The organism is Clostridium cellulovorans 743B, from assembly GCF_000145275.1.
Classification (GTDB): Bacteria; Bacillota; Clostridia; order Clostridiales; family Clostridiaceae; genus Clostridium_K; species Clostridium_K cellulovorans.
Genome location: NC_014393.1, coordinates 4,059,717 through 4,085,105 on the forward strand (window position 1 = coordinate 4,059,717; position 25,389 = coordinate 4,085,105).

Consider the following 25,389-nt stretch of genomic DNA (forward strand, 5'->3'; position numbering starts at 1 on the left):
ATAATACAAGCTTATTAACAAAGGAGGCAATATTATTGAAAAATTTGTGCAAAAAAATCTTTATACATATCTTGTGCTTAGTATTAATCCTCACCTATACCGTAACTACTCATTCACAAAAAGTAGTAGCTGGCACTTCTGGCTATATAGCTGTTTCAGCTGGTAATACTACTACAATTGCTTTAAAGAATGATGGAACTGTTTGGTCTTGGGGTTTTAATCAGAATGGTCACCTAGGTGATGGAACTACTTCAAATAGTAATTCCCCGGTGCAAGTTAAAGGTTTAAATGGAATAACCGCTATTTCAGCTGGTTGGGCACATTTCGTAGCTTTAAAAAGTGATGGTACCGTTTGGACCTGGGGTGTTGGCTATAGCGGAGAATTGGGTGATGGTACTAATAGCCTTAGGACTACCCCTGCACCAATAAACGGTTTAACCGGGATAACTGCTATTTCAGCTGGTTGGAATCATACCCTAGCACTAAAAGCTGATGGTACGCTTTGGAGTTGGGGGCAAAACCAATATGGACAATTAGGTACTGGTAACACCACAAACAGTAATATTCCTCTACAAGTTCCAGGTCAAATTGGAATAACATCTATTTCAAGTGGAGGAGGTCATTCATTAGTTATAAAAAATGATGGCACTGTTTGGAGCTGGGGCTGTAATAACTTTGGCCAATTAGGTAATGGTACTAACAGTAATAACCCTACTCCTCATCAAATTAGCGGTTTAAATGGAATAATAAATGTTTCTGCTGGAGTAATTCATTCAACAGCTTTAAAAAGTGATGGTACTGTTTGGAATTGGGGCTGCAATTTTAGAGGCGAATTAGCTAATGGTAATAAGATTGATAGTTATATACCTGTACAAGCCAACGGTTTAAATGGAATAATAGCCATTACAGCTGGATGGGAGTTCTCATCAGCTATAAAAAGTGATGGTACTTTTTGGGTTTGGGGTGTCAATGACTATGGACAACTTGGAAATGGTAGTAAAAGTGATGTTACTTCTCCAATGCAAGTTAGTAGCTTAAGCGGAATAACCGCCATTGATACTGGAGCAACCTATACAGTTGCGTTAAAGACTGATGGCAACATTTTTGCTTTTGGGGAAAATACCTATGGTCAACTAGGTAATGGCACAACTACAGGTAGTACTACTCCAGAGTTGGTGAGTATAGGTGATACATATGTTGCTACTGATAAATCTGCTCTTTCCATTGGTTATGCTAGTGGTGATAGCGATACTAATGTAACGCAAAACCTCTCATTACCTACTACTACAACTAACAGATCCACTATAACCTGGAGTTCAAGTAATCCAGCTATAATTTCTGATACTGGTGTAGTAACTAGACCAACTTATACTGTTGGAGATACCACTGTAACTTTAACAGCAACAATAACAAAAAGTTTGACCACTGATACAAAAACTTTTCAAGTAAATGTCATTGCAAAAGCTACGGATGCAGAGTCAGTAATGTTAGACAACACTTCTCTGCAAATTGGCTATGCACCTTTAGATAGTTCAAGTAATGTTACTCAAAATCTTCTATTACCTACTATTGGAGCCAATTACACAAATATAACTTGGACCTCAACAGATTACACATTAATTTCATCTACTGGTGTAGTAACTAGACCAAGCTTTACAGAAGGAGATGCTACTGTAATTTTAACTGCTACAATTTCAAAAGGACTAATAACTGCTACTAAAGTCTTTAATGTAACAGTAACTAAACAGCCTCCAACAGATACAGAGTCAGTAGCTCTTGATAAATCCTCTCTTAAAGTGGGCTATGCACCTTCAGATAGTTTCGATACTGTTACTCAAGATGTGGTTTTACCTACTCTTGGTACCAATGGGACAACTATAACTTGGAATTCCTCTGATTCTTCAGTGGTTTCAAATGGAGGTACTGTAACTAGACCAATCTATACTAATGGTGATGCTTCTATAACTTTAACTGCCACAATTACAAAAGGCTTAGTAACTGATACTAAAACCTTTAATATAACTGTTATTAAGAATCCTATTACCGATTATGAGGAAGTTGCTTTAGATAAAGCATCCTTACAAATTGGCTATGCTAGTGGTGATAATTCTAATTCTGTAACACAAAATCTTGGTTTACCTACTACTAGCACTAATGGTACTACTATAACTTGGAGTTCAAGCAACCCTTCATTGATTTCAGCTTCTGGTTTAGTAATTAGACCAAGCTATACTAATGGTGATGCTTCTATAACTTTAACTGCTACAATTACAAAAGGTTCTATCAGTGATATAAAAACCTTTAATGTAACTGTTATTAAAAATCCTATTACCGATGCTGAGGAAGTTGCTTTAGATAAAGCATCCTTACAAATTGGCTATGCTAGTGGTGATAATTCTAATTCTGTAACACAAAATCTTGGTTTACCTACTACTAGCACTAATGGTACTACTATAACTTGGAGTTCAAGCAACCCTTCATTGATTTCAGCTTCTGGTTTAGTAATTAGACCAAGCTATACTAATGGTGATGCTTCTATAACTTTAACTGCTACAATTACAAAAGGTTCTATCAGTGATATAAAAAACCTTTAATGTAACAGTTATTAAATTGAATAAAGACGTACAACCAGAAAATCAAGACCAGAATACTCCTCCAAAGGTGGAACCAGTTACTACAGATACAAACTCTGAAATACTTCCTAAAACAGGAACAACTTTTGACTTTATATATTTAACTTTCATGGGGTTATTTTTAATCCTTAATGGTTCATTAATTATTAGAAAAAAACTTAAAACTTCATAGAAAATCCAAGGGAACTGTCAAATAAGACTAGTTCCCTTAAAATTTTACATTATTCTTATTTACATATATTAATAATTACTGTAGAATTATTCTATAAATCGTTTTTTATTGTTAACAAGTAAAAAAATGATTAATATACAAACTTGGAGGAGTAAATAATGGAAAATTTTGTATCATTAACTGAAGTTGAATTACAAGAAGTCGAAGGCGGAAAATTTAAGTGGAAAAAATTTGTTGCTATTGTAAAAGCAGCTGTCCCAATAATTTCAGCTATTGTTAACCCTAACCCATACAGCATAATTAAAGCTATAGCTACAGCACCAGGTAATTATAAAGACCTAGAAAAGGAAAATGTAATATAATCACTTATATTTTCACTATTAAAATTTGAAATAATTTAAATAACCTAAAAGTACTTTTATTGGAGGTAGTTATGATGGATAATTTTTCACCATTAACTAAAACTCAATTAAATGAAATTAATGGCGGATGGAGTTTAAGAAAAGCTTTAAAGAAAATTATTGATGCTATTGTTAAACGCCCACCTGGTCAAGAACTTTAATAGAGTAGTCAGTGAAGGATTGTTTCCTTCACTGACTACTTATACCATAAGCATGCACATTCAGTATGAAAACATTCAATATAAATTAATCTATTCTATCCTACCTTTTATAACATCTTATTCGCTATGCTCAAACTCACAGCAGATTTCATCTCAAATTGCAACTAATACTAAACTTCTAAAAAACTACAGACCTTCACCTTCATGAAATCCTGTAGTTATTTTTGTTATTCTAAATCAATAATATTAATTTTTTTCATAGAAATGTATCTAAAAACATGTATTTTCTAAAATATTAACTTTTCTATACACCTTAAATTTAGTTGTTTTCACTTGATAATTACTTCGCCATTACCAATAATCACGATCCTGTACTCAGGTTTAAGTGGAAGTAAATCATAACTTTTTGAGTTTGGTTCTAATCTAATAGATTGTAATGTACGCTGATCTTCATCAAAAAGAATTATATATGCATTATTCTCTTTGGAAATGTTTTGAATAGTATACAAATTACCCGGTGAAACATTAAAATTAGATAATTGATAAACTCCTTCTTTGAAGTTAGTAACTGCAAATGTAGGTGTTGTAAAAAATATATTGAATACTAGACATATTAAAATTAGCTTCTTAGCACAATTTTTCATTTTATAACCACCTTCTATTTTATAGTTAACTTATACCTTACGATTATAAATATAGTTAATTAAGAAGAGATAAATATTTCTCCATTCCCAATTATCGCAATTCTATAGGAAGATCTAAGCGGAACTAAATTATAACTTCTTGATCCAGGGTTTAAGCGAATATATTGGATTTCAGCTTGATTTTCATCAAAAACAAATATAGATGCATTTTTGTTTGATATATTTTGAACTCTATAAAGACTTCCTGATGAAAAATTAAAGTCAGCAGCTTTATAAACTCCTTCTTTAAAAACATTAGAAGCATATGTATCCATTGTATTAATCATAGTATACAAAAGGCATGATAGAACAATTAAAATAGCGTACTTTTTCATTTACTTTACCCCTTACATGAGAATCGCTATATACGTTAGTACCTCAAATTTTATTATGTGAATAAACTTCAATTATATTCCCTAAAACAAAAGAGACTTCTAAATATCAAAATTACTAACTGTCTTTAGCCTACATTTTTTAATGGCACAGTTTATTTAATGCATGTGAAACTTCACTATGGTAAATTAAAATTATTGTGAAAATACTATATATATTCCATTACTGAAGCTACGTCAAGACTCTGGAGAAATATTGAAAAATCAATGTATTCTATGAAGAATCTTTATTGAAAAGTATATATAAACAATTTCTTTAGAAGTTGTTTATGAAATTGTTATATATTTAAGCTATCATTATATTAATATATAAATTCCAAAATAGAATCTACTTTAAAACCATATATTAAAATTGAAAATTTAATATATCTAATGAAGCATCATTAGATATACTTATATAGCTTGATTCATTAAAAAATTTTTAGTTCTATCTCAAAAGTGGAAGATATTTTTAATAAAAAGTAATTAAGTTGATAAATATCTGAATTTTTAAGTACAGAAAATATATAATATAAGATTTCTATAAAAAACATTTGTGGAGGATATTATGAATAAAAAATTATTACTGATTACATTAATTTCAACTAGTATTATTATTGCAGGTTGTACTAATAAACAAGTTACTTCTGAAACTGTCACTACTTCTAATGAAAGTACATCTAATAATACTAATAACGGAGAAGCTAGTACTGTCGATGATGTAAATACTAATACTAACAACGATAATTCAAATGAGAATTCTAATAATAAAGTACCAATTCAAGTAAATCACTACGAAATTACTCCAGCTGTTTATACAGATAAAAATGTAAAAATAAATTATCCTCAAATAAATAATTTAAGCGATATTAACAATCAAAATACAATTAATCAATTAATCAAAGATGGTGCTCTCTCATACATTAAAAATGGCGTTGATGATGCTTTAAATCTAGAACTTAAATACACAATCACTTTGACAAATTCAGAACTATTAAGCATTCAATATTCAGGCCTAGCATCTAATAAAAATGCTGCTCATCCAAATGATATTTTTTATACTACCAATATAGATATAAACAATGGAAAAATCCTAAGATTATCTGATCTTATTACAATAGATGAGAATTTTATAGAAGCCATAAAAAAAGGCGAATATAAAGGGAAATTTTTCGATTTGGTACATGATAATACTTCTGAAGAAGGCAAAAAATACCTACCATTATTAATGGATTATATAAATCAAACTGATACTAAAACTTTGATTAAAGAATTGAATCAAAGTTATTACACAGAAAGTGGCAAAACACCGCCTTCATCAGCATATTACTTAACAAAAGATTCCATTGGAATTAGTCTATCTATTCCTTTTGCTATAGGTGACCACGCTGAGTTTGAAATAAAATATAAGGATATACCAAATACTATAATCACTGAAAATGCTATATGGAAAAGCTTGTTAAATTATAATTAATAAAAGTTTTTAGTATACTACTTATCTTGATTGCTATAGGTAAAATTTTATCCAGAAAAATTATCCCCAAAGATTAGCTATACTTATCTTTGGGGATAACTCCCAATCACTAATTATTTCTATTTAAATTTTCTAAAATACTCCCTTCCTTTTTCATAGTCTTTTCATATATATAGCTATCAAAAGCTTTAATTCCTCTTCTAGCTAATTTAATAAATAATACTAATTCATAAATAGAAACACCAAATCTTTTCTCATTATGTTAATAAAAAAATCTTAACAAATCATATTATTACAAAATACTTAATATAATACATTTCTTCTGTTATACTATGTGTTATAGTGATAGGATTTATTTCAATCTCCCTACTTCAGGTAGCTTTCTAGAGGTTTTTGTGAAATCTAACATTAAATCTTATTTATGAGTTTATATAATATTCTGGAGGTAATTTATGAAATATGAAATTATTATATTTGATGCTGACGATACTTTATTCGATTTTAAAAAATCAGAAAGAGAAGCTTTTAAAAATACTATGGTTGAATACGATGTAGAATATGATGAAAATTATCATCTTAAAATATATCATGATATAAACAGTATTATTTGGAAGGAACTTGAGGACAAACTTATAACCCAAGAGGAGCTTAAAGTTGAAAGATTCAGAAGACTATCAGAAGCTATAAATAGTAAATTGGATGAAAATAAGCTTGCAAAATCTTATATAAAACATTTAGGCAATGCATCTTTCTTATTTGAAGAGACTCTTGGCCTTATAGAGAGTCTTCATAAGGATTATAAACTTACCATTGTTACTAATGGACTTACTGATGTTCAAAAAAATAGGATTAAAAAGTCTACCATCGCAAAATATTTTCAAGATATAGTTATATCTGAAGAAATCAAAGTAGCAAAACCAGATCCTAAAATCTTTCAACATGCTTTAGACAATATAAAACATACAGATAAAAGTAAAGTCTTAATGGTTGGTGACAGTTTGACTTCTGACATCCAAGGCGGAATAAACTTTGGCATAGACACCTGTTGGTATAACCCAAATAAAATGGAGAACAAAACAGAAATACATCCTACTTATGAAATTTCTAATCTAGCAGAACTGAAAGCTATTCTTGAAGATGAAAGGTCATAAACTTAGGTTTATGATTTTTCATCCTATACGCAGAAATAATCATCGATGTATAGCAGATATTTCTTCTTTTCTCAATCTGCTTCCTTCGTAGATTCACCTCGTATAGCAAGTTGTATATATTGGTGAATAACATCCAACGCTCCTCCATCTTTATTTATTAGCATTATTGTTGTCAATTGTGTAATACTTCTTTAGTATAAACTTTATATTTTTAAGGAAGAAACAACTGGTAATATTGATCGTCCATTCCACACATCACCAACCCCTAATTCCTTTGGTGTAATGTTTTGATAACTTCCATTGATACCTTGAATCTCTATTCCACCAGCTTCTGTAATTGTTATAATGCTATATAACCCCTCTTTATATAAAACGATGTCCTTTAAAAATGGATATTGTTTATGTATTTCATCTGAGTAACAAAAATGTTCATAATCATTACCAAACCAAACATAAGACATTGCATTTAATCCAAAATAATAAGTCTGTCCAATTTTAACAAGAGAATCTCCATGGTCATGCCCATTAACACACAAAAGAACCTTCTTTCCTGTGTTATTTACATTATTAATTATCTCCCTTATATCCTCTCTATTATAGACACCTCTTTTGGCAAAATCATTTTCTAAACTATGATGCGAAAAAATAACAAAATACTCACTACCATCATCTAGCTCACCTTCTAACCATTGAAGTTCAAAATCAGGTAAAATCGGATATATATCTTTTGACTTATCATAATTTCTTTTAAAATATTCTTCATAGCCTTTAAAAGTTTTTATAAAACAAGTATCCAATATTATAAATTTAACTTTTCCGTACTTAAAAGAATAATAACTCTCCTCCATCTTCAAGAATTTCCTAACGCTTTTCTTTGAAAATGAATCCGAGTCATGATTTCCTATTACATGATAAAGAGGTTTTCCTACACTATAAAGTAAGTTTAATAATCCTTGATTTTCTTCTTTTGGACAACAGAAATCTCCAAGCTGAATAATAAAATCCACCTGATCATCTTTTATACTATTAATAAAGCTTTCTATCCTTTCCTCTCCATCATGAATATGCTCATAATGTAAATCAGTAAATACAGCAAATTTAACTTTTCCCATCCTTATACCTCTATAAAATTTATGAATTCAGTAATTAATCATCACTATCCATATTCTATCAATATCATAATAGTCCTTTTCTTTATTAGTTTTTTACCTTATTTAATAATTTTGTATGTAATCCTAGCTAAATCAACTAGTTTACGTGATTCTCTATTAGGTTAAACTTCTTCTTCAATCTAATATTTGCAGCAGAAAAAGAGATAGTACTGGAACAATACTATCTCTCATATATAACTTCTACATACTTTTGCTTTTAGATTTTCAAGAATCTTTTATAATGGGATTGTTGTATGTCGATCCCACGGATCTGTAAAGCCTACTTTATCATGTAAATAGTATATTTTTAGGTTAGGAGAACAACTGCCAAATGCGGTGGGTCCATACATTTCATCACCTAAAGTTGGTGCATCACCTAAAAACTTAACCTCAATTAAATTTCTGCAATCATAAAATGCATTGGCATTAATATTTGTGACACTACTTGGTATTATTATACTCGTTAAATTATAACAATTTGAAAATGCTTCCCGTCCAATACTAATTAAGTTATTTGATAATGTTATACTGTTTAAATTTAAACTAAAGAAAAACGCATAATTGTGAATATCTGTTACAGTATCTGGCATATTAAATGTCGTTGCTTTTCTTCCACGAGGATAAGATAATAAAGTAGATTTAGCTTTATTATAAAGAACTCCATCTACATCTGCATATACTTGATTATTACTACTAACATATATTGCTTCTAAATTTGGACGATTAGCCAGTGACTCCTCGTCAATATTTGTTACGCTACCAGGTATAGTTATACTCTTAAGATATTGACACTCATCAAACAATTCTAATGAAATACTCTCTACGCTATTTGGTATATCAAATGTGGATTTTTTTCGTCCCTTTGGATAATGTAATACTTTAGTTTTAGCTTTATTATAAAGGATTCCATCTATATCTGCATATACTCCATTATCACTATCAACATATATTGATTGCAAATTATAGCAATAAACAAAAGCTAAGTTTCCAATACTTGTTACACTGCTTGGAATCAATATACTTTCTAAACTTTCACAACTATTAAACGCGAAAAACCCAATATATGTTACATTGTTTGATATGGTAATATCCGTTAATTTTTTGCAAGATGCAAATGAACAATTTCCAATAGTCGTTATACTATCTGGTATTGTTATACTTATTAAACTACCACACCAAGAAAATGCTCTGTCTGCAATATCTGTTAACCCAGTTGAAAGTGTTACACTTGTCAAGTTTGTACACTGAGAAAAAGCCTCTTCTCCAAGACTAATTACACTGTTTGGTATTATTATATTTATTAAGCTTGAACAGTTATAAAATGCACTGCTCCCTATAGTTATGACACTATTTGGTATTATTACATTTGTTAAACTCGTACAATTATAAAATGTATTGTTTCCTATGGTTGTGACACTACCTGGAATTATTATACTTGTTAGACTCGTGCAATTAGAAAATGAATCATTTCCCACATATGTAACATTATTTGGTATTTCAATACCCTCTAAACTTGTACAATATTCAAATACATTATCTTCTATCCTTGTTATATTGCTTTGTATCTTTATACTCGTTAATCTTGTACAATTAGAAAATGCACCAGTTCCAATAGTCATTACACTACTTGGTATTATTGTATTTGTTAAATTGTTACACTGATTAAATGCATAATTTCCAATACTTATTAAACCACTTGGCATTACTACATCTATTAAATTATTACACTGATTAAATGAATATTTTCCAATACTTCTTACACTACTTGGTATTAGTATACTTGTTAAGCTTGTACAATTACTAAATGCATTATCTGCAATGCTTGTTACACCATCTGGTATAGTAAAGGTAGATTCAGTTCTTCCATTAGGGTAACTTATTAATGTTAATTTATCTTTACTATAAAGAACTCCATCTACATCTGTATATACTGTATTACTATCATCAACATTTATTGATTGTAAAAGTGGACAGCAATCAAATGCAGAAACTCCAATATTGTTTACACTAGCTGGGATATTTACATTTACTAGATTCCTACAGTTATAAAATACATAAGGTTGGATCGATCTTAACCCATTCTGTATTGTTATATTCGTCAAGCTTCTACAATTGCTAAATGCATAATCTCCTATCCATATTACACTACTTGGTATTGTTATACTTGCTAAACTTGTACAATTACCGAATGCATTCTTACAAATATAAACCACACTATTTGGTATCGTTATATCTGTTACATTATCACAACCATTAAATGCATTTTCCTCAATTTTTGTAACAGTGTCTCCATAAAATGTTGATGGAATAGAAACACTTCCACCAGCACCATAGTAAGCTGTAATTTTGGCAGTACAATAATCACCTTGTTCGTACTCAAAATCACCACAAGTAATGGCTGATGCCAATTGTGGCTTTAATACTGAGATCAGTATTAACAGAGTCATTATCATAGCGCCTATGGATCCAATCTTCCATATTAATCTCTTCATACTAATTCCTCCTTATGTATCGAATATTGTAATTTGATTTTGAATTTGAAAATCATTAATTAATACTGAAATATAAATCACTCATCCCTTTTCTATTAAAAATTTATAAGAGCGATTTTAAAATGCATCTTTCTCTTTTAAATTAATTTATTATACCATTTTATTGATTTTCATACAATGTAGACCTTTTTATATTGTATTTTCCATATATTGATGAATTATTTTATCAATATATATCTAAACTATAACTAACAGGAGTGTATACAAAGAACTTTCTACATTAATATTTAAGTTACAATCTTCATAACTTTATAGTAATCTGAACATTTTATCTTTATTTTTTCTTTATATTAGATTAGAATTATTATTATTAAGTAAAAGTAACAACTATTGTCATAAGAGAGGTAAAACTATGTCAAACGAAATTAATTCTTCTAATTTTATTAGAAACATCGTTGTAGAAGATCTAGAGAGCGGAAAGCATAAAGAAATAATTACACGTTTTCCACCAGAGCCTAACGGTTATTTACATATAGGTCACGCTAAATCTATTCTTTTAAACTTCGGTTTAGCTGGTGAATTTAAAGGAAAGACTCATTTAAGATTTGATGATACAAATCCTGTTAAAGAAGATACCGAATACGTTGAATCAATTAAAGAGGACGTAAAATGGCTTGGTGGAAATTGGGATGCGCTTTTCTTTGCTTCTAACTACTTTGATGAAATGTACAACAGAGCTATTCTATTAATTAAAAAAGGTAAAGCTTATGTTTGTGACTTATCCCCTGATGAAGCTAAAGAATATAGAGGAACTCTAACTCAACCTGGTAAAGAAAGTCCTTACAGAAGTAGATCTGTTGAAGAAAATTTAGATCTATTTGAAAGAATGAGAAAAGGAGAATTTGCTGATGGTGAAAAAGTTCTTAGAGCTAAAATAGATATGGCTTCTCCAAACATCAATATGAGAGATCCTATCATATACAGAATATCTCACTCAACTCATCACAATACTGGTGATAAATGGTGCATATACCCTATGTATGACTTTGCTCATCCGTTAGAAGATGCTATTGAACATATAACCCACTCTATTTGTACTTTGGAATTCGAAGATCACAGACCTTTATATGATTGGGTAGTAAGAGAATGTGAAATGGAAGCTATTCCAAGACAGATAGAATTTGCAAGATTAAATATGACTAATACAGTTATGAGTAAAAGAAAACTTAAGCAATTAGTTGATGAAAATATTGTTGACGGTTGGGATGATCCTAGAATGCCTACTATTTGTGGACTTAGAAGAAAAGGCTGCACTCCTGAAGCCTTAAAGAATTTCTGCTCAGCTATTGGAGTTGCTAAAGCTAATTCAGTTGTTGATTCTCAAATGCTAGATTATTTTATAAGAGAAGATTTACAACTTAAGGTTCCAGCTGCTATGGCTGTAATAAATCCTTTAAAGCTTGTAATAACAAACTACCCTGAAAATGAAACAGAGCTACTTGAAATAGAAAATAACGCTAAGGATGAATCACAAGGTACAAGACTTGTTCCATTCTCTAGAGAATTATATATAGAAAAAGAAGATTTCATGGAAAATCCACCAAAGAAATATTTCAGATTATTCCCTGGCAATGAAGTTAGACTAAAAGGAGCTTACTTCGTTAAATGCAACGAAATAATTAAAGATGAGAATGGCGAAATTATAGAGATTCACTGTACATATGACGCAGAAACAAAGAGTGGTTCAGGATTTACTGGAAGAAAAGTTAAAGGAACTATCCATTGGGTAGATGCAAAAACTTGCGTTCCTGCAGAATTCAGATTATATGAACCATTAATCTTAGATGATGTAGAAGAAAATGAAGGAAAACACTTCCTAGAACAAATAAATCCAAATTCAATGGAAATACTTCAAGGCTTCATCGAACCAACTGCAATCAAAGATGCTAAGCCTCAAGATAAATTCCAACTTGTTAGAAATGGTTTCTTTAATGTGGATACTAAGTATACTACTGAAGATAAGTTAGTATTTAACAGAATAGTATCTTTGAAATCATCTTTCAAATTAAGTTAATCATTTGATTTTTTATTTAAAGTATAGTATAATGCACAAAGAATTGAATAGTAAGCTTAGTTAACGACACATGTGGTGCTTTGCACGTAAATCTGATTACGGTACAAGGTGCTCACATGTGTTTTTTGCTGTTCAAAAATAAAAATAAACGTAAGTTTCCTAAGGAAATTTGCATAAATCCCAAGACCCAAACAAACATTTAGAATGTCACTTAAAGAAAGGAAGGTATTTTTATGCCAACAACAAAGTTCCAAAGGATGGTTTTTGCTTTTTTAACAGTAATAATAACCGTTCATTTATTCGTGTTCTACAATCTTGCTATTAAAATGGGAGGTATGTCTAATCAAGTATTTATGGAATCTTGGAAAGTAGTCCCGATAGAGTTTGCATTTGCGTTTTTACTCGAAATGCTTTTTGTAGGCCCACTTTCAGAAAAACTAGCTTTTCGTGTTGTAAACCCAAAAGATTCTAAACCATATGTTATCACTACAGCAATCATATGTACAACTGTAGCCATAATGTGTCCAACCATGTCCTTCATCGCAACTATTCTATATGATGGTATAACTATAGAATTTCTTGCTCAATGGTTGCAGAAAATAGTATTTAATTTTCCGTTTGCACTTCTTACACAATTATTTTTCATACAACCTTTTGTAAGATTTGTTTTTAGAAGCATTTTTAAAGGTAAACAAAAAAAGTATAAAGTAGATAAAGAACTTGCGTAAATATTATTTATAAAACAAGAATATACTCTTAAAACTCCCACTAGTTATGATTAATAATTACATTTTAGTAATTATTAATCATATTTTCAATTAATCCACACAAATAGAATATTACCCTCGAATTACTTTAATGAGAAGTATATATGTTCAGATGCTGTTTCTACATTAATTCCATAATTTTTTCTATATTACATCAAACATTGTAGATTCTTAACTCTAATATATATTCACATTAATTGAAAGCATCAAGGGGGAAAAGTAATATGAAAAAGAACAAAAAATCCTATCTAATCGTAGCTTTGATGATGCTACTTTCAGTAATTATACCTTCAGTACCAGTTTTAGCATCCTCATCCTTATCATCACCAACAATTCAAATGTATAATTCCAATAAAGAAATAGAAACAAATACAATTTCACCAACTTTTAAAATTATAAATTCTTCATATTCTCCATTAGACTTGAAGGATGTAACAGTAAGGTACTATTATACAAGCGATGGTAACCAAGAACAAAATTTTTGGTGCGATCATGCTGATGCTCTATTAGGATACAACTACGTAGACAATACAAGTAAAGTAACAGGTAAATTTGTTAAATTCCCAAATGGTATAGGAAATTGTGATACTTATCTTGAAATTGGTTTTACAGATGATGCAAGCATCCTTGAACCAGGTCAATCGATATCTATTCAAACTAGAATAACAAAAGCAGATTGGTCAAATTATAATCAATCAAATGATTATTCCTTTGATCCAATAAATTCATCACCATGTGAAAACCTTAAGGTTGCAGAATATTTATGTGGAACCTTAGTATGGGGAACTCCTTATTTTCCCCCAATAATCCATCCATCAATCAGTCCTACAACTGCATCTTTTGATAGAAATTTATTTCCTCAATTTGATATATATGTTAGGTTAACCTTAAACAATACTTCTTTAAGATCAATTAGCAATGGTAACCAACTTCTGGTTCTTGGGGTTGATTTTACTATAAATGGAATTTATGCAATTATAAATAAAGGCTATCTTGCAAAGCAATCCTCTATATCTACAACATTAACTTTTTCATTTAGTGATGGCACTAATTCAAATTTAGAAATCTATTTTGCACAGCCAGATGGAAGGTTTAGTGTTAAACTTGGTTCTGCTACAGGTGCATGTGGAGATACTGTATCAGTTCCTATAACATTTGAAAATGTGAAAGAGTATAGCAAATTAGTAGCTTCCGAATTTAATGTATCTTTTGATCCAAGTGTATTGGAGGTATCCTCAATAACTCCTGGCGATATTGTGACAAATCCAACAGTAAACTTAACATATACTGTAAGTAAAGATACAATTCATTTTATATTTATAGATGATACATTCGGAGAACAATTGATATCAAATGACGGTACTTTTGCTAATATAAACTTTAAAATAAAAAGTGGTTCAGCAGCTGGAGATTCACCATTGAAATTTAGTTCCCCAGGAATATTTGGAGATATGAATTTAAATGAAATTCAAGCTCTTTTGCAAAATGGATATATTCACATAAATACACAAGTATGATTTTGTGCAAGCTTATTAAATGTTGTCTCAAGAAAGGTTATCTGCAATAACTTGTGAAGTTATTTCCTTAGCTAAAGACAATGATAATATATTACAGTATATCATCTTGCCAGATAACACTAATAGTTTAGGAACTATCTGAGGAACAGAATCTGTTCTTCAAGCCCGAAACATCTATATACATTAATTAAAAATATTAAGGAGGAATTAATATGAAAAAGAAAAACATAGCCTATTTAGTCATAGCTTTGATGATGCTACTTTCAGTAACAGTACCTTCAATACCAGTTTTAGCATCCTCATACTTATCGTCACTAACAATTGAAATGTATAATTCCAATAAAGCATTAGAAACAAATACAATTTCACCGACTTTTAAAATTAAAAATTCTTCAGATTCTTGCTTAAACTTGAAGGATGTAACAGTAAGATACTATTATACAAGTGATGGTAACCAAGAACAAAATTTTTGGTGTGACCATGCTGGTGCTCTATTAGGATACAACTACGTAGACAATACAAGTAAAGTAACAGGTAAATTTATTAAAGAACCAAATAGCACACCTAATTATGATACTTATCTTGAAATTGGTTTTGCAGATGGAGCAAGCACCCTTGCACCAAATGAAGAGATATCTATTCAAACTAGAATAACAAAAGCAGATTGGTCAAATTATAATCAATCAAATGATTATTCCTTTGATCCAATAAGTTCAGTACCTACTACAAATGATAAAATTGTAGTATGCATATCTGGAATCAGAGTTTGGGGACCTCCACCGATTTCTCCAATACTCCCTCCATCTATCAGTCCTACAACTGCATCTTTTGACAAAAACGTAACTCAGCAAGCTGACATAAAGGTTATGTTGACCTTAAACAATACTTCTTTAAAGTCAATTAGTAACGGTACCCAAGTTCTGATTGCTGGAACTGATTTTAACGTAAGTGGGAACTACGTTACTATAAGTAAAAATTATCTTGCAAAACAACCCTTTGGAACTACAATATTAACTTTTTCATTTAGTGATGGTACTAATTCAAATTTAAACATATATTCTGTACATCCAGATATAATTTTGAATGTTAAAGTTGGTACTGCTACAGGCACATGTGGATCTAACGTATCAGTTCCTATAACTTTTCTGAACGTGTCAACTTATAATAAATTAGCAGTTTGTGAGCTTAGCGTATCTTTTGATTCAAATATGTTGGAGGTGTCCTCAATAACTGCTGGTGATATTGTAACAAACCCGGCACAGAACCTATCATATACTGTAAGTGGAAATACAATCCGTTTTGCATTTCTCGATGATACATTGGGAGAACAATTGATATCACATGATGGTACTTTTGCTAATATAAACTTTAAAATAAAAGGGACTCCATCTGTTTCAACTTCACCATTGCAAATACCCCTAGGAGTATTTGCAGATGGTCAACTCAACGAAGTTCCATTCAATATACAAAATGGATATGTTAGAATAAATGCAACTGCATAATTTTTGTACAAACTCAACATAAAGTTGTCTTGAGAAAAATCATGTGCAATAGCTTATACTAGTTTTTTCCTTAACAAAATAAAAAATAGTAGCGCCAATCTACAATTGGTTGCTACTATTTTTTATTACTTAATTTAGGTATATAACTTACTTAATCGTTACTTTTATAAATATCACTTGCCTAGCAACTGATTTTATAGATAACTTACAATTTTGAAACAATTATCTGCCTTGGAGATTCTGCATAAAATTTTTTCATATCATATGTTCCATACTTCTCCTCAACTTGAAAACCATTGAATTTCAAATAGCCCTCTAACTCCTGTGGAAAGTATATCCTCATATCTAAGACTTCATTGCTAATTTCTCTATCACCTATTCTGTAACTTAATCTATGCTCTGTTACCTGTGTTTCTCTATGATACTTAGTTCTTGCATATACTTCTATTGTTTCCTGATTCCCAGAAACCTTATATTTGTTAAAGATAAATTCATCCCCAAATTCCTTTGGTAAATACTCGATTATTGGATTGAAGAAATCAATAATGAATCTTCCGCTATCTTTCAAATGCTTCTTCACACAGTTGAAAAACTTTTCTATATCATCAAGAGTAAGCAAATGAGTAATTGTATTTATCTGTATAATTATTAAATCAAACTTTTTATCAACACAAAAATCTCTCATGTCTGCTTTTATAAATTCTATATCAACTTTTTCATTTTTAGCTTTCTTTTTACCTATATCAATCATAGCTTTTGAAAAATCTATACCCATAACCTTGTTGCCTTCTTTAGCTAACTCAATTGCTATTCTACCTGTACCAATTCCGATTTCTAGTACTTCTCTCCCATATTTACTAGCAAATTTTTTATACATTGATATATCTTCAGTTTCTTGAAAAAAATTATCATAATGTTCTCCGTTAAAAATATACATGCGACTCTCCCTAATTCATGTATTTTACCCATTACTTCTTATTAAATCTATTTGTTCTACTCAATATCATCAATAAAAATTAACACTAATGTATTTAATTTCAAATATAATTTATTCTATTATACATAAAGCAGATGTACATTGTAAATATTCACAACAAGGCTAGATATCTATTTTCTTTTATTAATATATATATCCAACCTAAGATTTGAAATTTCTCTATATATTCTTCTTTAACCATTCTATCGCATACCCTGCATATACTGCAGCTCCTTTTGAAAGAACTGTCTCATCAAAAATAGCTTTCGGATGATGAATTGGGTAGATATACCCCTCCTCTGAATTACCAGCACAAAGAAAAAGTTGTACTGACGGGACTTCTTGAGATATAAAAGCAAAATCCTCTGAAATCATATTTTTGCCTCCTGGCGTTAGCTCTCCCATTGGTATAAAAGAATCCACTCCAAAATACTTTGATAAAAATTCCCTTGCAACTGCTACATTCTTAGCATCATTCATTAGAGCTGGAGTATAATTGGACATTTCAACAATCGCTTCTGCCCTATATGCTTTAGCAATTCCTTCTGCTACCTCTCTAATTCTTTTAATAATAAAGTCCCTGTTGTTCTTACTGAAAGTTCGAAGACTTCCTCTTAATTCAGCTTTATCTGGAATGACATTATTTACAGTTCCACCTTGCATAGTTCCTACCGTTAAAACAGTATTATCAAGATTATCTATTTCCCTACTAATTATTTCTTGTAGCCCTAAATAGACATGTACCATTACATTTAATGGATCAACCCCAGTTTGCGGCATTGCTCCATGAGCTCCTTCTCCTTTTATAGTTACCTTAAACCAATCACTCCCCGCCATAGAAGCTCCTGGCTCTGCTACTAGAACAGTTCCTTTTGCTATTGGACTCCCCACTGAGACATGTATCATCATAGCAGCATCGACCGTAGGATTTTCTAAAATTCCTGCTTCTATCATTGAAGTAGCACCATAGATAGTTTCTTCTGCAGGCTGGAACATTAGCTTAACATACCCTTCTATTTCAGCTTCTCTTTGCTTTAATAGTTTTGCTGCACCTAACAACATAGTAGTATGAAAATCGTGACCACAAGCATGCATATTACCATTTTTAGATTTAAATTGGACCTCAGCTTCTTCCTCTATATTTAATGCATCCATATCTGCTCTTATAAGAATGGTTTTATCTACAGTTCCTTTTCCGATTAATACCCTTATCCCTGAACCAACAATTCTTTCTGGCTTACATCCCATAGCTTCTAAAGTTTTGAACACATATTCAGAGGTTATAGTCAAATCAAAGCCTATCTCCGGATTTTGATGAAGAAATCTTCTATGTTTTACTAGCTCTGCTTGCAAAGCTTCAGCATCTTTAATTAATGAATTCATAATGTCTCCTCCACATATTCTCATACCAATCAAGATAAATTACCATTAAACTAAAATAATTGTGAATGTCAAAAATTTAATTTTCATTATTATGTATATTATACCATTAACAATTAATAAATATAAAAAGCTATTTCAATCTCCAAAGACTGAAATAGCTTAATTACATATGTTCCAACTAAACTTATCCGTTGATATTGTATTATAGTGAGAATGTTTCAGTTTCACCTTTAAGAGAAGAAATAGTAGCTGTTCCTTTTGTAAAGTACAGAACCGCAAAAATTCCATCCTCTATGTTATACATAGATTTTAAAAATGGGAAATTTTCAAATGCTAACTCTTTTACTTCGCGTCTATCGTCATTGGCAACTTCTCCAGTAACACGAATCCATTGTCCTTTTTTATTCATACTAGAGATTTCAACCTTAGGATTTTCTATCATTTCCTTAAAGCATTTTTTTGTATTGTTTGTAACAATGTATAATCTTCCTTCGTATTCAAAAACTGCACCAAAAGGTCTTACTCTTGGTTGATCTCCATCCATAGTTGCTAAATAAAAAGTACTACTTTCTTTTAAAAATTCTAAAGCTTTTTCCATAATTATTATTCCACTCCTTATATACCTGTGCTAAAATTTATCATATACCAATAATAACATGTACATTTTAAACAACAAGTACGATTTTTTACTAATGTAAGTATAAAAAATATACTAATGAGAGGTTATACCATGGAAAATACGAAAAATCTTTTTGGAAAATGTCCATATTTCACTGCTCAGAAAGTACTTGCAGGAAAGTGGTCAATATTAATAGTGTATCATCTAAATGATGGAACTCTACGTTATGGAGAACTACAAAGAAGGCTTTGTGATATTACTCAAGCGACCTTAACAAAGCAGTTAAGAATGCTCGAAGATTTCGGATTGGTTAATAGGCATGTTTATTCAGAAATTCCACCTAAGGTTGAGTATTCACTAACTGAATTAGGCAAGGCATTCAATCCAGTGTTAGAACAACTGGAAATTTGGGGTAATAAGTATATTGAATCTCTTGAAGAAAGCGATTAATAATCCTCTATCTCATACTTAGAGCTATAAAATCATAGAGAATTATTATGAACTTAAAAGTATTAAACTTAGCATAGACTTTCATCTAAAAACCCACATTGTGATGTTAAATGAAATCACAAGTGGGCTTTATAAGCAATATTACATAATTAAATTTTTATCTAGTTCGCTATTAAGACTTTCATCCATATGTCTCACCTTAACAACTTCAGCCAAAACATTTGCGTATATATCTATTTTATAATCACAAACCTTAGCTTTTCTCTGGAATGGATTTTGAATTTTTTCTATAGATTGAATACTACTTTGCTTAATAAGAGTCGTTGTTTTTGTTAAACTACCACTGCTTGCTATTATGCTTTTTTCTGTCACTCCTAATGAAGTGTTTTTATAATTTAAATAACCTAATAACATACTAAATAAAGTTATAACAACAATAACACCTACCTTAATTTCAACAGGTATAGCATAAATAATAAAATATAATCCTATTAGTATTACTAGAAATATTAAAGTTCTCATAAAAATGAATCTTTTTAGGCTACTTTTAGGTGGTTTTCTCACTTCTCCTGAAAAAATCATTTCTGGCAGAATACTTGATAAAAATTCCTCTTTAAACTTATCATTTGCTATAGGATATAATATAGCCTTTTCATTTTTTTCATCACCATACCCAATGGTTATAGCCTCCAAGGTATATATCCCTAAAAGTTGCTGCATTATACTCTGCTTATACTTTAAAGCATGTATCTTTTCTATTGGAATAGAATATTCTTTTTTACTAAGCAAGCCATAGCTTATATTAAAATTTTTATTTTGAACTTTTACAGTAAAATTATACATCTTTATTATTTCAAATATAATAGATACTATAGTAACCACAACATACACCATTATAAGCATACCTAATATCATGGCTATAAGCTTTATCCTATTCTCTAAAAACAAATTATTAATATCGATAGAGTCAGTTAAGTTTTTGATTATAGATGTTTCTGTAAACTTTTCTATATCATCTGCAAAATTCATAACAGCAAAATAAGCTCCCATAGCCCAAACTAATTTTCCTTTGGTTACTGCATACTTAACAATTTCTTTTATCGTAATAACTCTTTTGATAGTGTTTTCTTTTTTACCTTCTTCAATATCCTCAAAATTTGTATTCTCATCTTGAACATTCAATATAGTATCTCTAAGCTTTTCAGCTATTTCATATGATGTTTTTATCTTGAACTCTGAATCTTTGTTAGCAGTACTTCCACTATCAATTTTCACAGTACAAATACCAAAAATCCTATCAAGTAAGCTTTGCCCTATATCTATGGTACTTATCTTATCAAAAGGTATTTCTTGCTTAGACATTTCAAATACGCCAGTGTTATAAAATAATATATTATCCTTAGCATAATACACGGTGTTATACCATCTTTTTATTGCCATAAACACTAAACCAATTACAAATATTATCCCACAAGGAATCGTATATTTTCCTCTAACAGATACTACCGCTATTATAAATACAATAAGTGATCTTATTGACTTAATTAGGTCTTGTATTATGATGATCCAATGATTTCTAGTAGGTTTATCTATCATTTTCTGTCACCTTTTCTTTAACCTTGTCCTTTAAGAAATCACTTATTTCTTCTGCTTTCTTCATCTCGATATTAGGAATTCTATAACTTCCTCCTGCAGTATAGATATGAAGATTCGCTAAGTTAAATTTTCTGTTTATAGGACCTTGATTAATCTTGATATGTTGAACCCTTACTATAGGAATTACAACAGTACTAATCCAATATATACCTTCTGAAAACTCTATTTTATCTTTTGTTATTATATAACGCCATTGCTTGTACTCCAGTGATGGATATACTATTGTATTTAAAAGCATTAAGAATATTATTACCCCTATTGCTATATTGGCTAGTAAACTACTCGTATCATTAAAGAAATCTCCCTTTTTTGTTAGGTAGTAATCTCCGCCTATTAATATAGCTGAAATTATTATTGTTGGTATTGCTCTTGCTATAAACCAAGCTTTCTTTGAGTTTATGTTTAACTTATTGTACTCCATAGTTCCTCCTCGAAAAGTTATTGTAGTTTATTATATCGACCAATTTTATATTAATTTTATCATAGTTTCAGCTTTTATCCTAATATTTCAATAGAAACATAAAAGTGTTATACAGTCATTACACAAAGAGAACTTTGTACAGTTAAACGAATCAATGGTTATACTTAACAATTTCCCCTTTTTATATGACGCTAGATAAGAGTCCAAGGTTAAACATAAAGTAATTGATATTATTTCTGCTGTTGTTAGTAGGGACAGCAAATGGAATAGACTAGTATTTTTTATCCCCCATATTATGTATATTTTCCAAGTAATTAATATAGAAATATAACAGTATAATTTAATCTTACATGCTGGGGAGAATGATGAAAATTAAAGTTTTTCCACAAATTAAATTTGCAGTAACATATACAATACTTATAATAATATATAATTTTTAATGTTCGAGAGTATTAAAGCGTTGCAAATATAGTAAATTGATATTAAGTAAATGATTTAATAAATAGGTGATGAATATGTATTTAGCTATACCAAATAGTTTTTTTATACCAGTTTGTTATGTTGATGATATTTTTAATATAGAAGAAACAATACAAGTACAAGAATATATTAGTCAAAGTTGTTTTCTAAATAAACTTGAAGCTAGAGAAGAATTAGTAATAGGCGTATCTTTACCTACTCAAAGAGATGAGAGATGGGTTAGGGATAGGAAAGCTATGGAAGCATATGCTAAAGAAAAAAAAGTTACTCTTAAGATAGAAATTTGTGAATATGATGTAGTTAAGCAAATTTCACAAGTAAAGAATCTAATATCACAAGGCATAGATATATTAATTTTGGTAGCTGTAGATGTAAAAACGGCAGGAGCTATGGTTGAAATGGTTAGGAATGCAGGAGTGAAGTTAGTAACTTATGAAGCACTTATAATAAATACTGACATAGATATTTTTGTTGGCTTCAATCACTTGAGAGCAGGACAAATTCAAGGACGGTTTCTTATTACGAAAGTACCTAAAGGAAATTATATTATTATGTATGCAGACTTACCTTATGATACCTTTTTAAAGGATGGTGCAATGGACTTTATAACCCCTCTAGTTATTATAGGAAATATAAAAATAGTTGCAGTAGGTTCAATTAAAGACTGGAGTCCGAAGATCGCTTCGAGTTTTATGGAAAATGCTTTAATTTCTAATAATAAGATTGATGCTATATTGGCTCCAAATGATTCTATAGCAGGTGTTGCAATTGAAGTGTTACAAAAACAAGGATTAGCAGGTAAGGTAGTAGTAACAGGGATGGATGCAGAATTGTCTGCTATTCGTAGGATAATTAAAGGAACTCAAGCAATGACTCTATTCAAAGATACTAGAGAATCGGCAAGGAAGACTATAGATGTTGCAATAAAATTAGGTAATGGAGAAAAGGTTTTAACGGACGAATGGATGTATAATGGCAAAAATCATATACCATCAATTCTTATTACACCAGTGTTTGTAGACAAGGATAATATAGATGAGGTTCTTATAAAAAGTGGATATTTAACCAAAGAAGATATATATGGAAGTAATATTCAATAAAAAATACTAAGAAAATTTTTTCTATGGTATAATTATGAAATTAATTTATAATATTGAAGTTTGAAGAATCAGTAACTATTGATTTCTTTAAGAATCAAGCCACCAATAAAAATATAAATATTAGCTTTGGATATGTTGAGAAATCAGATAGTACAGCATTAAACAAATTTATCGGTATAAATACTCAAGGGTAACTAATATGTAATTATACTCAAACTTCGCAAATGAGAATATAGCTTAAATTATTCAAAAATAAAGGTTTTTAAGCATTCAAATACAGAAAAATCCTCTTAGAAATGATATAATTCAAATAAGCATAAATACAAAAATATCATACCTAAGGGGATTTGTTTATATGAACAATATACCACAAACTAACGAAAATGATTATATAAAATATATCATAAACTTTGTTAATCAACTTAATGTTATGAGTGCTAAAAAAGCAAATTGCTACAAAGAAAAAGATATCCGTATTAATGATATTTTTTCTTATCTTCTTCATCTTGTTTATACAGGTAAAAGTATGTATATGAACTATACAATAAAAAAAAGCCCTAACTAATATAGTTAAAGCTAATCTTTCAGTCTATTATCCATTTTATATATTATCGGTTCACTAAAACCTCTTTAATATACCCAATCAACTCTTTTGCTGCCCTCTCATGGGATAACCTTCCCGGATGATTTCTTGAGCCTACAGCTTCATCTGTAGTATTTGGAAGTTGGAAAACAGAAACTTTAATATCTCCTGAATTTTTCTTATAATTATCCACTGCACGATAAATTGCTGGCATAATTATTGAGCCTAACATTCCGTAGACCCATACAATATTTGCAGTTCTATTGTGTTTTCTAAGCTTAACAAGAAAACCTTCCACTGCATTTTCAAAAGCTTTTATATCTTCCTCATTAAAGGTTCCATCATCATTTAAACGTTGCTTATGACTTTCACCTGTTGCTTCGTCTCTCCATTCTGGAGAATTGAAAGCTCCCATATCATTGGTTCCAAGGTTAACTACCACCACATCTGGTTGCCAAGATTCAAAATCATTTTCTTCAAAGGCCCCTAAAGCTTCATTCTTTTCTCCATTTAAAAGTCCACAAACTTTATCATAGTACTTAGGGATATTACAATATGGGTTGTTATCCCAGCTAGTAAAGACGCCCCATCCACTTTGAGAAATTACTCTATATTCTGCATTAAAAGCTGCTGCTGTCATTGCTGTATAGTTATATACTGCACTAAACCACATAGAAATCCAATCGTCTTCAACTTTAGCTCCTATTATTCCTTCACCAGAAGTAATACTGTCTCCTATAAACTCAAATTTATATAGTCTTTCTTCTACTGGTAGAAATTCTCCATCGAACTTCACTGCATGTATTTTTAAAGAACAGCTAGGATCAGCACTCATTGCCTGAACATCTCTTATAATGCGAAGATTCTTTACAATACCTTCACTCATACCTCTAAATAAGCAAACCCAATATCTACCTGATATTAACATTTGTCTGCTTACAGGAGCAGAATTGATAACTACACTAATCCAAGGTTCATAAATATCATAATCTACTTCTACCTCAACCCAAAGTTCAGAACCCTTAACATTTAATTCAATACCGCCACCTGTCCAAAACACTGTTAATGGTGAAAGACATTTCGTCGTTCTTCCATGAATCTTTAAATATTCTATATCAGATAATGGATATACCTTTAGTTTTTCATTTTCTTTCATTACATTCGACCTCCTA

At 30.2% G+C, this 25,389-nt stretch carries 24 protein-coding genes; 14 read left to right on the forward strand and 10 right to left on the reverse strand.

Annotated elements, in window-relative coordinates; translation table 11 throughout:
- Positions 1-35 precede the first annotated feature (35 nt).
- The 4 genes from CLOCEL_RS22075 to CLOCEL_RS22430 all read left to right on the forward strand — a co-directional run bounded on the left by CLOCEL_RS22075 (position 36) and on the right by CLOCEL_RS22430 (position 3,367).
- Positions 36-2,594, forward strand: coding sequence for an immunoglobulin-like domain-containing protein (locus CLOCEL_RS22075; RefSeq protein WP_013291841.1), 2,559 nt, complete (start codon positions 36-38; stop codon positions 2,592-2,594).
- Between the two features lie 16 nt (positions 2,595-2,610).
- Positions 2,611-2,805, forward strand: coding sequence for an LPXTG cell wall anchor domain-containing protein (locus CLOCEL_RS16575; protein WP_041707188.1), 195 nt, complete (start codon positions 2,611-2,613; stop codon positions 2,803-2,805).
- A 158-nt stretch (positions 2,806-2,963) separates the two neighbouring features.
- Entirely contained in the window at positions 2,964-3,167 is a 204-nt protein-coding gene (locus CLOCEL_RS16580; protein ID WP_010073391.1) for a bacteriocin class II family protein, read from the forward strand.
- A 74-nt stretch (positions 3,168-3,241) separates the two neighbouring features.
- Positions 3,242-3,367: a bacteriocin gene (locus tag CLOCEL_RS22430; protein ID WP_010073392.1), complete on the forward strand. Its 126-nt coding sequence runs from the start codon at positions 3,242-3,244 to the stop codon at positions 3,365-3,367.
- 329 nt (positions 3,368-3,696) lie between these two features.
- Here CLOCEL_RS22430 and CLOCEL_RS16585 read toward each other — a convergent pair whose 3' ends face one another.
- Both CLOCEL_RS16585 and CLOCEL_RS16590 read right to left on the reverse strand, forming a co-directional pair.
- The gene (locus CLOCEL_RS16585; protein ID WP_010073393.1) at positions 3,697-4,011 is read right to left on the reverse strand and encodes a hypothetical protein; all 315 of its coding nucleotides are present in this window, start codon (positions 4,009-4,011) and stop codon (positions 3,697-3,699) included.
- Between the two features lie 59 nt (positions 4,012-4,070).
- A complete protein-coding gene (locus CLOCEL_RS16590; RefSeq protein WP_010073394.1) occupies positions 4,071-4,385 on the reverse strand; it encodes a hypothetical protein in 315 nt (104 codons plus the stop codon).
- A gap of 604 nt (positions 4,386-4,989) precedes the next feature.
- Here CLOCEL_RS16590 and CLOCEL_RS16595 point away from each other — a divergent pair.
- Together CLOCEL_RS16595 and CLOCEL_RS16600 are read left to right on the forward strand one after the other, a co-directional pair.
- The gene (locus tag CLOCEL_RS16595) at positions 4,990-5,895 is read left to right on the forward strand and encodes a polysaccharide deacetylase family protein (protein ID WP_010073395.1); all 906 of its coding nucleotides are present in this window, start codon (positions 4,990-4,992) and stop codon (positions 5,893-5,895) included.
- Positions 5,896-6,347: 452 nt separating this feature from the next.
- The gene (locus CLOCEL_RS16600) at positions 6,348-7,046 is read left to right on the forward strand and encodes a YjjG family noncanonical pyrimidine nucleotidase (RefSeq protein ID WP_010073396.1); all 699 of its coding nucleotides are present in this window, start codon (positions 6,348-6,350) and stop codon (positions 7,044-7,046) included.
- A gap of 203 nt (positions 7,047-7,249) precedes the next feature.
- Here the strand turns inward: CLOCEL_RS16600 and CLOCEL_RS16605 are convergent, their stop codons facing one another.
- Both CLOCEL_RS16605 and CLOCEL_RS16610 read right to left on the reverse strand, forming a co-directional pair.
- Positions 7,250-8,158, reverse strand: coding sequence for a metallophosphoesterase family protein (locus CLOCEL_RS16605; protein ID WP_010073398.1), 909 nt, complete (start codon positions 8,156-8,158; stop codon positions 7,250-7,252).
- A gap of 275 nt (positions 8,159-8,433) precedes the next feature.
- Positions 8,434-10,689, reverse strand: coding sequence for a leucine-rich repeat domain-containing protein (locus CLOCEL_RS16610; protein WP_010073399.1), 2,256 nt, complete (start codon positions 10,687-10,689; stop codon positions 8,434-8,436).
- 412 nt (positions 10,690-11,101) lie between these two features.
- Between CLOCEL_RS16610 and CLOCEL_RS16615 the strand changes: the two genes are divergently transcribed.
- The 4 genes from CLOCEL_RS16615 to CLOCEL_RS16630 all read left to right on the forward strand — a co-directional run bounded on the left by CLOCEL_RS16615 (position 11,102) and on the right by CLOCEL_RS16630 (position 16,549).
- The gene (locus tag CLOCEL_RS16615; RefSeq protein WP_010073400.1) at positions 11,102-12,763 is read left to right on the forward strand and encodes a glutamine--tRNA ligase/YqeY domain fusion protein; all 1,662 of its coding nucleotides are present in this window, start codon (positions 11,102-11,104) and stop codon (positions 12,761-12,763) included.
- Between the two features lie 233 nt (positions 12,764-12,996).
- On the forward strand, positions 12,997-13,491 hold the full coding sequence (locus tag CLOCEL_RS16620; RefSeq protein WP_010073401.1) for a DUF2798 domain-containing protein: 495 nt from the start codon (positions 12,997-12,999) through the stop codon (positions 13,489-13,491).
- Positions 13,492-13,754: 263 nt separating this feature from the next.
- A complete protein-coding gene (locus CLOCEL_RS16625) occupies positions 13,755-15,047 on the forward strand; it encodes a cohesin domain-containing protein (protein ID WP_010073402.1) in 1,293 nt (430 codons plus the stop codon).
- Positions 15,048-15,259: 212 nt separating this feature from the next.
- A complete protein-coding gene (locus CLOCEL_RS16630; RefSeq protein WP_010073403.1) occupies positions 15,260-16,549 on the forward strand; it encodes a X2-like carbohydrate binding domain-containing protein in 1,290 nt (429 codons plus the stop codon).
- A 205-nt stretch (positions 16,550-16,754) separates the two neighbouring features.
- Here the strand turns inward: CLOCEL_RS16630 and CLOCEL_RS16635 are convergent, their stop codons facing one another.
- From CLOCEL_RS16635 to CLOCEL_RS16645, 3 genes are all read right to left on the reverse strand, one after another.
- The gene (locus CLOCEL_RS16635) at positions 16,755-17,486 is read right to left on the reverse strand and encodes a class I SAM-dependent methyltransferase (RefSeq protein WP_010073404.1); all 732 of its coding nucleotides are present in this window, start codon (positions 17,484-17,486) and stop codon (positions 16,755-16,757) included.
- Between the two features lie 219 nt (positions 17,487-17,705).
- Positions 17,706-18,908, reverse strand: a complete 1,203-nt coding sequence (locus CLOCEL_RS16640; protein WP_010073405.1) for a M20 metallopeptidase family protein — start codon at positions 18,906-18,908, stop codon at positions 17,706-17,708.
- Between the two features lie 202 nt (positions 18,909-19,110).
- Complete coding sequence (locus tag CLOCEL_RS16645; RefSeq protein WP_010073406.1) at positions 19,111-19,506, reverse strand: pyridoxamine 5'-phosphate oxidase family protein; 396 nt, start codon at positions 19,504-19,506, stop codon at positions 19,111-19,113.
- Between the two features lie 132 nt (positions 19,507-19,638).
- On the opposite strand from CLOCEL_RS16645, the gene CLOCEL_RS16650 reads away from it, so the two are divergent.
- On the forward strand, positions 19,639-19,977 hold the full coding sequence (locus CLOCEL_RS16650) for a winged helix-turn-helix transcriptional regulator (protein ID WP_010073407.1): 339 nt from the start codon (positions 19,639-19,641) through the stop codon (positions 19,975-19,977).
- Between the two features lie 141 nt (positions 19,978-20,118).
- Here CLOCEL_RS16650 and CLOCEL_RS16655 read toward each other — a convergent pair whose 3' ends face one another.
- Both CLOCEL_RS16655 and CLOCEL_RS16660 read right to left on the reverse strand, forming a co-directional pair.
- Positions 20,119-21,573, reverse strand: coding sequence for a PH domain-containing protein (locus tag CLOCEL_RS16655; RefSeq protein ID WP_010073408.1), 1,455 nt, complete (start codon positions 21,571-21,573; stop codon positions 20,119-20,121).
- Positions 21,563-22,054 carry a PH domain-containing protein gene (locus CLOCEL_RS16660; RefSeq protein ID WP_010073409.1) on the reverse strand — a complete coding sequence of 164 codons (492 nt, stop codon included), beginning with the start codon at positions 22,052-22,054 and terminating at the stop codon, positions 21,563-21,565. The genes CLOCEL_RS16655 and CLOCEL_RS16660 overlap by 11 nt, the downstream gene beginning before the upstream one ends.
- Positions 22,055-22,569: 515 nt before the next feature.
- Between CLOCEL_RS16660 and CLOCEL_RS16665 the strand changes: the two genes are divergently transcribed.
- From CLOCEL_RS16665 to CLOCEL_RS16670, 3 genes are all read left to right on the forward strand, one after another.
- On the forward strand, positions 22,570-23,634 hold the full coding sequence (locus tag CLOCEL_RS16665) for a sugar ABC transporter substrate-binding protein (protein WP_010073410.1): 1,065 nt from the start codon (positions 22,570-22,572) through the stop codon (positions 23,632-23,634).
- Positions 23,635-23,687: 53 nt separating this feature from the next.
- The gene (locus CLOCEL_RS22880; protein ID WP_157629751.1) at positions 23,688-23,828 is read left to right on the forward strand and encodes a hypothetical protein; all 141 of its coding nucleotides are present in this window, start codon (positions 23,688-23,690) and stop codon (positions 23,826-23,828) included.
- A 161-nt stretch (positions 23,829-23,989) separates the two neighbouring features.
- Positions 23,990-24,199 (forward strand): hypothetical protein, encoded by a 210-nt coding sequence (locus tag CLOCEL_RS16670; RefSeq protein WP_010073411.1) that lies wholly within the window; start codon positions 23,990-23,992, stop codon positions 24,197-24,199.
- A gap of 43 nt (positions 24,200-24,242) precedes the next feature.
- On the opposite strand, the gene CLOCEL_RS16675 is transcribed toward CLOCEL_RS16670, so the two are convergent.
- Positions 24,243-25,373, reverse strand: coding sequence for an SGNH/GDSL hydrolase family protein (locus CLOCEL_RS16675; RefSeq protein WP_010073412.1), 1,131 nt, complete (start codon positions 25,371-25,373; stop codon positions 24,243-24,245).
- Between the last annotated feature and the right edge of the window lie 16 nt (positions 25,374-25,389).